Raw genomic sequence first — 13,056 nt, 5'->3', positions numbered from 1 at the left:
TCAGGCCCGGCTGGTTTCCGCCGGCGCGGCGGCCTGCGGCGCGTCTTCCAGGCTGATGCGCAGGCCGCGGGCCACTTCGCGCCGGGCCTGTTCGGCCAGCAGGAAGCGGTTGTCGAGGCCGGCGTCGCCGGCGCGCAGCGCCTGGCCGTAGCAAATCTCCACTTCGATCTGCGGCACGCTCAGCACCTTGCCTATGCTCTGGAACAGCGAAATCTGGCCGATATAGGCCGCCTCCAGCAGCAGGCTGCCGTCTGGCCGCTGGTAGCGCAGCGACACCGGCTGCACCGTGCCGCCGGACAGCAGCGCGGCTTCGAACAGCGAGGCCTTGAACGGCAGCAGGCTGCTGCCGTCCGAGGTGGTGGACTCCGGGAACACCGCCATGCAGCCGCCGTTGCTCATCGCGTCGGCCAGGATCTGGTTGACGCGACTGGCGTCGCGGCGGTTGCTGCGATCGATGAACAGGGTGCCGGCGACATAGGCCAGCCAGCCTATCAGCGGCCAGCTGCGGATCTCGCGCTTGGCGACGAAGCGCGACACCGTGCAGCTGTTGAGCGCCGCGATGTCCAGCCAGGACACGTGATTGGCCACCAGCAGGGTGTTGGGCGGATAAAAGCCCGGATTGACGCCCTGCACCTTGATGCTGACGCCCAGGATCTTCAACGCCTGCTGCGCCCAGCGGCGGGTGACCACCGCGCGCTCGGCCTGGGCCAGGCGGGAGTAGCGGGTGGCGACGATGAGCACGCCGACGGCCAAGTGGCTCAGCAGGCGCAATACGCGGCCGCAGCGGGTTGGAAACGAGGTTGTGGCGGGTGACTTCAAGATTTTAAGATTTCATGTCTGAGAGATGACAGCCCGCCACTCTAACATGGCTGGCACAGTGGGCAATAGTAAGTGCTGCGCTGTCCCTGGCGAATTTGCCGGATCGGCGTGCCGCACTGGCGGCAGGGCTCCTCCTGGCGGTTGTACACCATATAGCTTTGCTGGAAGTAGCCGGGCTTGCCTTCGCTGTCGACGAAGTCGCGCAGCGTGCTGCCGCCAGCCTCGATGGCGCGGGCCAGCACCGCCTTGATTTCGGCCGCCAGCCGCTCGCATTCTTCGCGGCTGAGGCTGGAGGCCGGGCGGGTTGGGGCGATGCCGGCGTAGAACAGCGATTCGTTGGCGTAGATATTGCCGACGCCCACCACCACATGGTTGTCCATCAGCGCCAGCTTGATCGGGCTGCCGCGCTTGCCGATGGCCTGGTGGAGGGTGGCGCCGTCGAAATCGGCGGACAGCGGCTCCGGCCCCAGCGCTTGCAGCAGCGGATGCGTTTCTATCGGGCCGATGTGCCACAGCACCGCGCCGAAGCGGCGCGGGTCGCGGTAGCGCAGCAGCTGCCCGTCCAACAGCAGGTCGATGTGGTCATGTTTTTGCGCCGGGGTGTCCGCCGCCAGGATGCGCAGACTGCCGGACATGCCCAGGTGGATCAGCAAGGTGCCGCTGTCGCACTCCAGCAGCAGGTATTTGGCGCGGCGGCTGACCGCCCGCACGGTTTCTCCGGCGAGGCGCGCGGACAGGTCCGGCGGCACCGGCCAGCGCAGGCTGCCGTTGCGCACTATGGCGCCGCGCAGGGCGCGGCCCTCAAGATGGGATTGCACGCCGCGGCGGGTGGTTTCGACTTCTGGCAGTTCTGGCATCGGGAAGCGTGGCTCGCAAATGGTGTAAAGATGAAAACCGGACATGCTATTCTACGCGTTCAACAGGCTTTGAGCAGGCAACTTACTCCATGCGAATGAAACCGCTGAAACGAACTCTCCCGTTGCTGCTGGCGCTGCTGCTGCCGGCTTGCGCCAGCGTCAAGCCGCCGCTGCCCCAGCCTGTCGCCGCCGCGCAGGACAACGCCGACGGCGATGCCTCCGCCAAGGCCGACGAGGCCAAGCTGCCCAAGCAGGAACTGACGCCCGAGATCCTTTACGGCGTGCTGGCCGGCGAGGTCGCCGCCCGCCGCGGCGGCGCCGGCTCCGCCGGCCTGACCTACCTTGACCTGGCGCGCCAGACCCGCGATCCGCGGATGGCGCAGCGCGCCGCCGAATTCTGCCTGCTGTCCGGCCAGTTGAAGGAAGCCGCGGAGGCCTTGTCGCTGTGGATCCAGCTGGATCCGGATTCGCTGCCGGCGCGCGAGCAGCTGTTCATTACGCTGATGCGCGGCGGCAAGCTGGCCGAAAGCAAGCCGCTGATCGAGGACCTGCTGCAAAGGGAACCGGCGCGCGCGCCGGCCATCTTCGTGCAGCTGGCCAGGCTGAGCGCCCGCCAGGACGGCGGTTCGGCCGAGTCCTACAAGCTGGTGGCCGACCTGGCCAGCCGCTATCCCGACCTGCCCGAGGCGCGCTTCGCGGTGCTGGCCGCGGCGGCGGATAATAACGATCAAAAGGCGGTGGACCGCGAGTTCGACCGCCTGGCGCAGATCGCGCCGAAATGGGATCTGCCGGTGGCCTGGCAGGTGGATCGGCTGCGCCGCCAGGACATCCCGGGCGCGGCCGACTTCCTGCGGCGCGAATTGGCGCGCCGCCCGGACGCCGGCCTGGAGCTGCAGGCGGCCTATCCGCGCCTGCTGGTCGGCGCCAAGCGCTTCGTCGAGGCGCGGGTGGCTTTCGAGGCGCTGCTGAAAACCCATCCCGACAATCCGGACCTGCTGTATGCGACCGGCCTACTGGCCTACCAGATGCGCGACCTGAAGGTGGCGGATCAGCGGCTGCAGCGCGCGCTGGCGCAGCAATACCCGGACCAGGATTTTGTCCGCTACACGCTGGGCCAGATCGCCGAAGACGATCACGACGCGGCGCGCGCGGAGGGCTGGTACCGCCAGGTCGGGCAGGGCCAGCAATACCTGCCGGCGCAGTCGCGGCTGGCGCTGCTGGAAGCGGGCGAAGGACAGCTGGACCAGGCCTTGAGCCGGCTGGGCCAGCTGGGCGGCACCGAGCAGGAGCGGGTGTCGTTGGCGCTGCTGCAGTCGCAGCTGGCGCGCGACGCCAAGCAGCCGCGCAAGGCTTACGAGCTGCTGACCAAGGCCCTGCAGAGCCATCCCAAGTCGGGCGAGCTGCTGTACGAGCGCTCGCTGGTGTCCGACCTGCTGGGCAATGCCGGCAACGCCGAGCGCGATCTGCGCTTGGTGCTGAAGGACAAGCCGAACGACACCCAGGCGCTCAATGCGCTGGGCTACACGCTGGCCAACCGCACCACCCGCTACAAGGAAGCTTACGGCTATATCGAAAAGGCGCTGAAGGCGGAGCCGGACAATCCGGTGATCCTGGACAGCATGGGCTGGGTGCAATTCAAGCTGGGCCGGCTGGAAGCCGCCCGCAAGAATCTGGACAAGGCCTACCAGGCGATGCCGGACCCGGAAGTGGCCGCCCACCTGGGCGAGGTGCTGTGGCGGCTGGGCCGCCAGGATGAGGCGCGCGCGCTATGGAACAAGGAGCTGGCGGCGCATCCCGGCCATGAAGTGCTGACCGAGACCGTGCAGCGCCTGGGCGTCAAGCTATGATGGCGAGGTGCCTGGCCTTGCTGCTGGCGCTGCTGCTGGCCGGCTGCGCCAACGAGGCGCTGTTTCGGCCGCCGCAGTCGCCTGCCGCGGCGGCGGATCAGCCTTTCAATGTCAGCGGCAGGCTGTCGGCCAATCTGGACGGCAAGGGGCATGTCGCCAACTTCGATTGGCGGCATGAACCGCCGCGCGACGAAGTGGCGATCAATTCCCCGCTAGGCAACACCGTGGCCAAGGTGCTGCGGGAGCCGGGCGGCGTCACGCTGCTGGCCGATGGCAAGAGCTGGCAGGCCGACGACGTGGAAAGCCTGACCCAACAGGTGATGGGCTGGCCGCTGCCGCTGTCCAACCTGGTGTGGTGGATACGCGGCCTGCCGGCTCCCGGGGTCGACAGCAGCGTCGATGCCGACGGCAATCTACAGCAGCAGGGTTGGCATATCCGCTTCATCCGCGACGCCGATGTCGAGGCCGACCATCCCAAGCGGGTGGAAATGCAGCGCGAAGGGCTGACAGTGAAGGTCGTGGTGCAAAGCTGGCGCTAGCCGGCCGCGCGATTCCGCATTGCAAAGGTAATCATTCAGATCATGTCGTTCCAGTTTCAATCGTTCCCGGCGCCGGCCAAACTCAATCTGCTGCTGCACGTGGTCGGCAAGCGCGCCGATGGCTACCACCTGCTGGAGACGGTGTTCCGTTTCATCGATTTCGGCGATACGCTGGAGATCGCCGCGCGCGGCGACGGCATGATCGAATTGCTGACGCCCACCGACGGCGTGCCGGCTGAGCAGGATCTGACCGTCCGCGCCGCGCGGCTGCTGCAGCGCGAGAGCGGCTGCGCGCTGGGCGCCAGCATCCGCCTGGACAAGCGCATTCCGATGGGTGGCGGCTTGGGCGGCGGCAGTTCCGACGCCGCTACGGTGCTGATCGCGCTGAACCGGTTGTGGGGGCTGGGTTGGCCGCGCGAGCGGCTGCAGGCGCTGAGCCTGCAGCTTGGCGCCGACGTGCCGGTTTTCATCTTCGGCCGCAGCGCGCTGGCCACCGGCGTCGGCGAGGTTTTGGCGCCGATCGCCTTGCAGCCGGCCTGGTATTTGGTAATTCACCCACAGGTTCATGTGCCGACCGCGGCGATATTCCGCAATTTTTCGCAGAGCATGTTGACAGAGGTAGGGGTCGACGGCATAATGCGAATCCTCGAAACAACGCAGCAGCGACGAAACGATCTGCAAAACGTTGTTTCAGGCATGTTTCCAGCGGTGAATGAAGTACTGAGCGAGCTGAGAAAATATGGTTCGCCGCTGATGACTGGTTCCGGAGCCTGCGTGTTCATGGAATTCAAGTCGAAAGACGAAGCCGATAAAGTTTACCGGGTGTTGTCGGAAAAGTATCAGGGATTTGTAGCGCAAGGACTCGATGTCCACCCCCTGTTCGACAGCGCTGAATAAGGTTACTGGGGAGTCGCCAAGTGGTAAGGCACCGGATTTTGATTCCGGCATTCGTAGGTTCGATCCCTACCTCCCCAGCCAGGACTTTCTCCTTATGAAGAGAGAGCATGAAAAAAGCGTGTAAGAGTCCCTTACACGCTTTTTCTTTATCCAGCTAAGGCAAAGCGAATCATGGCGGCATACGACAGTTTGATGGTATTTACCGGTACGGCTAATCCGGAACTTGCTCAAAACGTAGTCAAACATTTGGATATCTCGTTGGGGCGCGCCGACGTCGGCAAGTTCAGCGATGGCGAAGTGGCGGTTGAGTTGCTGGAAAACGTGCGCGGCCGCGACGTTTTCATCCTGCAGTCCACCTGTGCGCCGACCAATGACAACCTGATGGAAATCCTGACCATGGCCGACGCGCTCAAGCGCGCTTCCGCCGGTCGTATCACCGCAGCGATTCCCTATTTCGGCTATGCCCGCCAGGACCGTCGTCCGCGTTCCGCACGGGTGCCGATTTCCGCCAAGCTGGTGGCCAATATGCTGACCAGCGCCGGCATCGACCGCGTGCTGACCGTCGATCTGCACGCCGACCAGATCCAGGGCTTTTTCGACATCCCGGTGGACAACGTCTACGCGACGCCGGTACTGTTGAAGGACATCCGCGCCCAGCGCTTCGACGATCTGATCGTGGTGAGCCCCGACGTCGGCGGCGTGGTGCGCGCCCGCGCGGTGGCCAAGGCGCTGAACACTGATCTGGCGATCATCGACAAGCGTCGCCCCAAGGCCAATGTGGCCGAGGTGATGAACATCATCGGCGACGTGTCCGGCCGCACCTGCCTGATCGTCGACGACATGATCGACACCGCCAACACGCTGTGCAAGGCGGCTTCCGCGCTGAAAGAGCGCGGCGCCCAACGCGTGCTGGCCTATGCGACCCACCCGATCTTCTCCGGTCAAGCGGTGGACCGCATCAAGAATTCCGACATCGATATGGTGGTGGTGACCGACACCATCCCGTTGACCGCCGCGGCCAAGGCCTGCCCGAACATCCGGGTGGCTTCGATCGCCGGCCTGCTGGCGGAGACGCTGCGCAGGATCAACAACGAAGAATCGGTGTCCTACCTCTTCAATGAGGAACTGGTTGCGACGGGCGCCTGCCTGCCGTAAACATCTGGCCTGCTGGTCGCGGCGGGCCGGGTGCTTCTAACTGAAACTGGAGTTTTACAATGTCTTTTGAACTGATTGCTAGCAAGCGTGTTGATCTGGGTACGGGTGCGAGCCGCCGCCTGCGTCACGCTGGCCAAGTGCCGGCCGTGGTTTACGGCGCCGGCAAAGAAGCCGTTTCCCTGGTGCTGGATCACAACACCATGTACTACGCTCTGAAGAACGAAGCCTTCCACGCCTCCGTGCTGGATCTGGTCATCGACGGTCAGAAAGAGCAAGTCAAAGTGGCTGCATTCCAGATGCACCCGTACAAACAGCAAGTCATGCACATCGACTTCACTCGTGTGTGATCCCTGCTGCCGTGCCGCCTGGCGGTAACGGTGAAGAGCCCGTTGTGCGCCCAAGTGGCGGGCAGCGGGCTTTTTAATTTGGAATGACGATATGTCCGGCATTCGCCTGATTGTCGGCCTGGGCAACCCGGGCCCCGAATACGAAAAAACGCGCCACAACGCCGGTTTCTGGCTGGTGGACGAATTATGCTGGCAGTTCAAGGGCAACTGGCGCAGCGAAGGCAAATTCCATGGCGACGTCGCCAGGGTGGACATCAACGGCCAGGACGTCTGGCTGCTGAAGCCGATGACCTATATGAATCTGTCGGGCCAGGCCGTGCTGGCGCTGGCGCAGTTTTACAAGATCCTGCCGGACCAGATCCTGGTGGTGCACGACGAACTGGACCTGCAGCCCGGCACCGCCCGCTTCAAGCAGGGCGGCGGCCATGGCGGCCATAACGGCCTGAAGGACATCGCCGCTCGTCTGAGCTCGCCGGCATTCTGGCGCCTGCGCCTGGGCATCGGCCATCCCGGCGACCGCAACGAAGTGGCCAACTTCGTGCTGAAGAAGCCGCGCGGCGAAGAGCAGCAGGCGCTGGACGAGGCCATCCTGGCATCGTTGCGCGAATTGCCGCGCGCGATCGCCGGCAAAATGGCCGAGGCGATGAAGGCCCTGCATACCGAGGCCAAGTGAAATCAGGGCGGGCGGCCCGCGCGGCCGCCGCCATAATGGATTGACTGTTTAGAAATTCAAGGAAGCGGACATGAGTCTGAAATGCGGTATCGTCGGTTTGCCCAATGTCGGCAAGTCCACCCTGTTCAATGCGCTGACCAAGGCCGGCATCGAAGCCGCCAACTACCCGTTCTGCACCATCGAGCCCAATGTCGGCATCGTGGAAGTGCCGGACCAGCGCCTGGCTGAACTGGCCAAGATCATCAATCCGCAGAAGATCCAGCCGGCCATCGTCGAATTCGTCGATATCGCCGGCCTGGTGGCGGGCGCCTCCAAGGGCGAGGGCCTGGGCAACCAGTTCCTGGCCAACATTCGCGAGACTGACGCCATTGTCAACGTGGTGCGCTGCTTCGAGGACGACAATATCGTCCACGTCGCCGGCAAGGTCGATCCGATCGCCGATATTGAAACCATCCTGACCGAGCTGGCGCTGGCCGACCTGTCCGCGGTGGAAAAGGCGATGCAGCGCGAAGGCAAGAAGGCCAAGTCCGGCGACAAGGACGCGCGCGCGCTGATCGAGGTGCTGGAAAAGCTGGCGCCGCATCTGGACCAGGGCAAGCCGGCGCGCTCGCTGGATCTGTCCGATGAGGAAAAGACGCTGATCAAGCCGCTGTGCCTGCTCACCATCAAGCCGGCGATGTATGTCGCCAATGTGGCCGAAGACGGCTTCAGCGGCAATCCGCTGCTGGAGCGGGTGCAAGCGCTGGCCGACAGCGAAGGCGCGCCGGTGGTGGCGCTGTGCGCGGCCATCGAGTCCGAAATCGCCGAGCTGGACGACGCCGACAAAGCCGAATTCCTGGAGACGCTGGGCCTGGAAGAGCCGGGTTTGGACCGCCTGATCCGCGCCGGCTACAAGCTGCTGGGCCTGCAGACCTACTTCACCGCCGGGGTGAAGGAAGTCCGCGCCTGGACCATCCATGTGGGCGATACCGCGCCGCAGGCGGCCGGCGTGATCCACACCGACTTCGAACGCGGCTTCATTCGCGCGCAAACCATCGCCTACGCCGACTTCATCGCGCTGGGCGGCGAAGCCAAGGCCAAGGAGGCCGGCAAGATGCGGGCCGAGGGCAAGGACTACGTCGTTCAGGATGGCGACGTGATGAACTTCCTGTTCAACGTCTAAAGCGGCAGATAAAAGTGGTGGCGATGAGCCGCCACTTTTGTTATATGCTCTGCCGTGGGCGACAGCTGTCCATCGCCGTTCATTCTTTTGTTTGACTACATGTTTGAATCGTTGCGGGTGATCATCTGGTGGAACGTGAAGAAAACGAAATTGCCTTGTTGAAAATCGGCCAGTTCGGTTCGCGCAATTGGCGAGTTTTGCTGGCCGGTTTTTGTTTGTCCGCGTTGTCGGGCTTGGCCGCGAGTCTGGCAATGCCCAATCTGTATACCGCCAGAACCTTGCTGACGATCGCCGCGCCGATCGGCGCCCAAGGGGGCGCCAGCGTGTTGCAGAGCGATGGCGTGCTGCAGCGGATGGTGGATAAGTTTGCTTTGGTCGATCATTATCAGTCGGCTTCGCCGCGGGAAGCCAAGCTGGAGTTGGTGAACAGCCGGCTGAAGCTCTCCCCGACCAAGGAAGGGCTGCTCGAGGTCTCGGTGACCGATGCCAGCCCGGAATTGGCGGCGCAATTGGCCAACGGCCTGGCGGAGATCAGCAGGCAGCAGATACTGGACGCGCATATTACCGAGCAAGGCCGGAAGCAGTATGTGCTGCAGGAGAAGCTGGCTGCGGCGCGGGCGCAACTGAAGCAGGCCGAAGCGGAAGTGGCGGCCAGGGTGCCGGGCGGCGAAGCGTCGCTGGACATGGCCACAGTCGGCATCATCAGCGGGTTCGCAGGACTGGAAGGGCAGCTCGAGGGCGGCCAGTCCAGCAATCTGGGCAGCGCGATCCTGCAAATGCGCAAGGAGCTGGAGGGAAGCAACCGCGTGATACGGCAGTTGCCGAGCGGGCAGATGCTGGCCCTGCGCAATCTTTACTTCAATCGGGCGCTGATCCGCGAGCTGCAGCAGCAGCTTCAGGTTGCCCGGGTGGTGGCGTCGCAGGATGTGCAGGTGGTGTTGCCCGCGGCGCCGCCGCTGGAAAAGTCGGCGCCGAAACGGATCATCATTGTCCTGTTGTCCGGCATGGCCGGTTTGCTGCTTGTCGCATTGGCCGTCATCGCGCTGCAGCACCGCGGCAGGAGTTTCAGCAGAAGAGCCGGCGCGTAGGCTGGTTTGGGGACGTGTCGTCGCGACGGTCCGCGCGGTTGGCGCCGCGCGGACCGTCGCGCATTTAGGCTTGTCTGATATCACGAATTACTGATATTCTTGCATCCAATATTTTTTCAATTCTAAATTCTTTTGGGTTATATTGATATGCGCAAGCTGATGACGGTATTGCTGCTGGCGGGGCTGAGCTGCCAGGCGCTGGCGGCGGATCTGCTGGATGCGGTGAAGCAGCGCGGCACGCTGAAGATCGCGCTGGAGGGAACCTACCCGCCGTTCAACTTCAAGGACGCCAAGCAACAGCTGACCGGCTTCGATGTCGAGATCGCCAGCGAGATCGCGCGCCGGATGAAGGTGAAGCCGGAGTTCACCACCGCGGAGTGGAGCGGCCTCTTGGCCGGCCTGCAAAGCGGCAAGTTCGATATCGTGGTCAACCAGGTGGGCGTGACCGAGCAGCGCAAGGCGGTGTTCGACTTCAGCCAGCCTTACACCTATTCCAGCGCGCAGCTGATCGTGCGCAAGAATGAAAGCCGCGCCTTCAAGGGCCTGGCCGACCTGAAGGGCAAGAAGCTGGGTGTCGGCCAGGGCAGCAACTACGCCGACATGGCCAAGGCCGCGGCCGGCGTGGAAGTGAAAACCTACCCGGGCGCGCCGGAATACCTGCAGGACCTGGCCACCGGCCGCCTGGACGCGGCGCTGAACGACAGCCTGCTGATCCCGTTCGCCATCAAACAGGCCAAGCTGCCGTTGAAGGCGGGCGCGCCGGTCGGCGAAGTGGCGACGATGGCGATTCCGTTCGCCAAGGGCAATCCGCAGTTCAAGGCGGCCATCGACCAAGCGCTGTCCGGCATGAAGGCCGACGGCACCTTCAAGAAGATTTCGGTCAAGTGGTTCGGCATCGACGTGTCGAAGGCGCCGGCGGCGGCCAAGAAGTAATCTGTATTGGAATCAGGATGGGAAGACGCCCCTGCCGCAGCGGGGGCGTAGTATTTTCAGGGAAGGGATGGCATGAGCGATTGGATGACGCTGTTCGAGTCGGCGTTGCCGGTGCTGCTGAAGGGCGCGGGCTACACGCTGGCCTTCGCCTTGGTGGCGATGGTGCTGGGGCTGGCCTTGGGCTTTGCGGTGGCGATGGTGCGGGTGGCGAAACTGCCGCTGCTGTCGCAGCTGGCCGCGTTCTACGTCAGCGCGATGCGCGGCACGCCGCTGTTGGTGCAGATTTTCGTCATCTACTACGGCCTGCCGGGCGTGGGGCTGGAACTGGAGCCGGTGCCGGCGGGGGTGCTGGCGCTGACGCTGAACGTCGCCGCCTACCTGTCGGAAAGCCTGCGCGGCGGCATCGCCGGCGTCGCCAAGGGGCAGTGGGACGCCGCGTTCTCGCTGGGCCTGTCGTGGTGGCAGACCATGCGCCACATCATCGCGCCGCAGGCGCTGCGCTTGTCGGTGCCCAGCTTGTCCAACAGCCTGATCTCGCTGATCAAGGATACTTCGCTGGTGTCGGTGATCACGGTCACCGAGCTGATGCTGGCGACCAAAGAGGTGATCGCCCAGACCTTCCAGCCCTTGCCGCTGTACCTGGCCGCCGCCGCCATCTACTGGCTGCTGAGCGCCGCTTTCGAGCGCATCCAGCGCCGGGTGGAGGACAGGCTGGAGTTGGCGCACCGGCGCTGATCCTGGTTCGCGCGGCAAGAAAAAAGCCCCGCATCGCGGGGCTTTTTTACGTCTGGCGGCAGGCTCAGGCGTGCACGTACAGATTGTCGATCAGCGCGCGGCAGCGCTCGGCGATGACTTTGCGGCGCAGCTTCAGCGTCGGCGCCAGCTCGCCGGCGTCCACGCACCAGGGCTTGTCGACCAGCGCGAATTTCTTGATGTGCTCCCAACTGCCGAAGTAGCGGTTGAAACGTTTCACCTCGCGGTCTATCAGATCGACGATCTTGGGGTGGCTGCGCATTTCGCTGTCGGTGGTGTAGGCGATGCCGTGTTCGCTGCACCATTCCTTCAGCTTTTCGTACAGCGGCACGATCAGCGCGGCCGCGTATTTCTGGCCGTCGCCCACCACCATGATCTGGTCGATGAAGGCCGATTCCTTCAGCTTGTTCTCCAGCGCTTGCGGCGCGATGTATTTGCCGTTGCTGGTCTTGAACATTTCCTTCTTGCGGTCGGTGATGCGCAGGTAGCCGTTTTCCAGCACGCCGATGTCGCCGGTGTGCAGCCAGCCGTCCTGCAGCGCTTCCGCGCTCAGCTGCGCTTCCTTGTAATAGCCGACCATCACGTTGTCGCCGCGCACCAGGATTTCGCCGTCGTCGGCCAGGCGCACTTCCACGCCGGGCAGCGGCAGGCCCACGCTGCCGATGCGCACGCCGCGGGCGTTGAACGGATTGGCGGAAATCACCGGCGAGCTCTCGGTCATGCCGTAGCCCTCGGCCACGGCCACGCCGGCGGCCCAGAACATCCGCGCCAGCCGCGGCTGCAGCGCGGCGGAGCCGACGTTGATCGAGATCAGCTGGCCGCCCATCGCCGCGCGCCATTTGCTGTACACCAGCTTGTCGGCCAGCGCGTGCTTGATCGCCTCCAGCGGCGACAGCTTGCGGTTGGGATTGAAATTCTCGGCGCGAGCGACCGCCCACAGGTAGATGCGGCGCTTGGCGCCGGACAGGTCGCGGGCCTTGGCCACCAGCTTTTCATGCACCTTCTCCAGCACTCGCGGCACGGCGCTGAAGGTGTGCGGCTTGACGTCGGCCATCGCCGACGACAGGCACTCCACGCTGGAGAAGTAGATGCCGGTGCCGCTGTACAGATAGTAGTAGACGCCGGCGCGCTCGAAGATGTGCGACAGCGGCAGGAAGCTCAACGCGCGGCAGCTGCCATGCGGCAGGCCGGTGAATTCGGCGGTGGCGGTGACGGTGCTGACCACATTGCGGTGCGACAGCATCACGCCTTTGGAACGGCCGGTGGTGCCGGAGGTGTAGATAATGGTGTAAACATCGTCGGCGCGGATGCCGTCGCGCAGCGCTTCCAGTTCGGCCATGCGCTCGATGCGGCCCAGATCGCGGATTTCGCGCCAGGAGGGCACGCCGTCGATATCGGCCAGGCCGTAAATGGGGCAAGCGAGCTTGCCCAATGCCTCGTGCAGTTTTCGTTGCAATGCAGCACTGCCGGCAAAAGCCAGCTTGACCTCGGCATGAGACAGGATATAGCGTGCATCATCGAGGGTGATGGTGGGATACAGCGGCACGCTGACGGCGCCCACTTGCTGCAGCGCCAGGTCCGCCAGCACCCATTCGATGCTGTTGTCGGCTGCGATGGCCACCTTGTCGCCGGGGCCGATGCCCAGCTCAAGCAAGCCCAGACTGACGCGGTTGACCGTGTCCCGTACCTCGGTGGTGGACAGTTGCCGCCATGCCTTGCCGGATTTGGCGGCCAGGCAATCCTGGCGGGGATGGGTGGCCAACTGGTGATACAGGATGTCGAAAACGCGTTTTGTCTTCATGCAAACGTTAGTTTTAATGCGAAACGCAGCAAAATAGCCCTAAAGCGCGTCGGTGTAAAGTAAAAATCCGTGCAGGCTTGGCGAAGATCATAGCAATTTGCTGATATTTGTTCGCAATTGCGTTGAAGTTTTAGCTTTGTGATGAAATGGTCATGGCAAATGCATGCTTTGCCGGCCGTTTGCGT

Annotated in this window: 13 protein-coding genes and 1 tRNA gene; 11 read left to right on the top strand and 3 right to left on the bottom strand. The window is 63.9% G+C overall.

The genetic code is table 11. The features are described 5' to 3' along the window. Both MY55_RS15085 and mutM read right to left on the bottom strand, forming a co-directional pair. Complete coding sequence (locus MY55_RS15085; protein WP_043573319.1) at nt 1–819, bottom strand: lysophospholipid acyltransferase family protein; 819 nt, start codon at nt 817–819, stop codon at nt 1–3. A gap of 41 nt (nt 820–860) precedes the next feature. Further along, a complete protein-coding gene (mutM, locus tag MY55_RS15080; protein WP_047258355.1) occupies nt 861–1,676 on the bottom strand; it encodes a bifunctional DNA-formamidopyrimidine glycosylase/DNA-(apurinic or apyrimidinic site) lyase in 816 nt (271 codons plus the stop codon). An 89-nt stretch (nt 1,677–1,765) separates the two neighbouring features. Between mutM and MY55_RS15075 the strand changes: the two genes are divergently transcribed. The 11 genes from MY55_RS15075 to MY55_RS15025 all read left to right on the top strand — a co-directional run bounded on the left by MY55_RS15075 (nt 1,766) and on the right by MY55_RS15025 (nt 11,052). Next, a complete protein-coding gene (locus MY55_RS15075; RefSeq protein WP_047236614.1) occupies nt 1,766–3,523 on the top strand; it encodes a tetratricopeptide repeat protein in 1,758 nt (585 codons plus the stop codon). Further along, nucleotides 3,520–4,062, top strand: coding sequence for a lipoprotein insertase outer membrane protein LolB (gene lolB, locus MY55_RS15070; RefSeq protein ID WP_172670367.1), 543 nt, complete (start codon nt 3,520–3,522; stop codon nt 4,060–4,062). Before MY55_RS15075 ends, lolB begins: the two co-directional genes overlap by 4 nt. A 42-nt stretch (nt 4,063–4,104) precedes the next feature. Then, the gene (gene ispE / locus MY55_RS15065; protein WP_043579356.1) at nt 4,105–4,959 is read left to right on the top strand and encodes a 4-(cytidine 5'-diphospho)-2-C-methyl-D-erythritol kinase; all 855 of its coding nucleotides are present in this window, start codon (nt 4,105–4,107) and stop codon (nt 4,957–4,959) included. 6 nt (nt 4,960–4,965) lie between these two features. Continuing rightward, a tRNA-Gln gene (locus tag MY55_RS15060) sits at nt 4,966–5,040 on the top strand. A gap of 90 nt (nt 5,041–5,130) precedes the next feature. Beyond that, entirely contained in the window at nt 5,131–6,114 is a 984-nt protein-coding gene (locus MY55_RS15055; protein WP_043579354.1) for a ribose-phosphate pyrophosphokinase, read from the top strand. 59 nt (nt 6,115–6,173) lie between these two features. Then, on the top strand, nt 6,174–6,461 hold the full coding sequence (gene rplY / locus MY55_RS15050; protein WP_043579352.1) for a 50S ribosomal protein L25: 288 nt from the start codon (nt 6,174–6,176) through the stop codon (nt 6,459–6,461). Between the two features lie 91 nt (nt 6,462–6,552). After that, the gene (gene pth, locus MY55_RS15045; protein WP_043579351.1) at nt 6,553–7,134 is read left to right on the top strand and encodes an aminoacyl-tRNA hydrolase; all 582 of its coding nucleotides are present in this window, start codon (nt 6,553–6,555) and stop codon (nt 7,132–7,134) included. Between the two features lie 70 nt (nt 7,135–7,204). Continuing rightward, nucleotides 7,205–8,296: a redox-regulated ATPase YchF gene (gene ychF / locus MY55_RS15040; protein ID WP_043579349.1), complete on the top strand. Its 1,092-nt coding sequence runs from the start codon at nt 7,205–7,207 to the stop codon at nt 8,294–8,296. Nucleotides 8,297–8,547: 251 nt separating this feature from the next. Further along, nucleotides 8,548–9,384: a GumC domain-containing protein gene (locus MY55_RS15035; protein ID WP_146008421.1), complete on the top strand. Its 837-nt coding sequence runs from the start codon at nt 8,548–8,550 to the stop codon at nt 9,382–9,384. A 147-nt stretch (nt 9,385–9,531) separates the two neighbouring features. Beyond that, nucleotides 9,532–10,317, top strand: a complete 786-nt coding sequence (locus MY55_RS15030; protein WP_043579342.1) for a transporter substrate-binding domain-containing protein — start codon at nt 9,532–9,534, stop codon at nt 10,315–10,317. 72 nt (nt 10,318–10,389) lie between these two features. After that, nucleotides 10,390–11,052, top strand: a complete 663-nt coding sequence (locus MY55_RS15025) for an amino acid ABC transporter permease (protein ID WP_047258356.1) — start codon at nt 10,390–10,392, stop codon at nt 11,050–11,052. Between the two features lie 64 nt (nt 11,053–11,116). Here MY55_RS15025 and MY55_RS15020 read toward each other — a convergent pair whose 3' ends face one another. Then, nucleotides 11,117–12,871 carry an AMP-dependent synthetase/ligase gene (locus tag MY55_RS15020; protein WP_043579338.1) on the bottom strand — a complete coding sequence of 585 codons (1,755 nt, stop codon included), beginning with the start codon at nt 12,869–12,871 and terminating at the stop codon, nt 11,117–11,119. Nucleotides 12,872–13,056: the final 185 nt, after the last annotated feature.

Origin of the sequence: Chromobacterium subtsugae (genome assembly GCF_001676875.1) — a bacterium.
GTDB lineage: Bacteria > Pseudomonadota > Gammaproteobacteria > Burkholderiales > Chromobacteriaceae > Chromobacterium > Chromobacterium subtsugae.
This window is presented reverse-complemented; position numbering and strand designations above follow the sequence as displayed.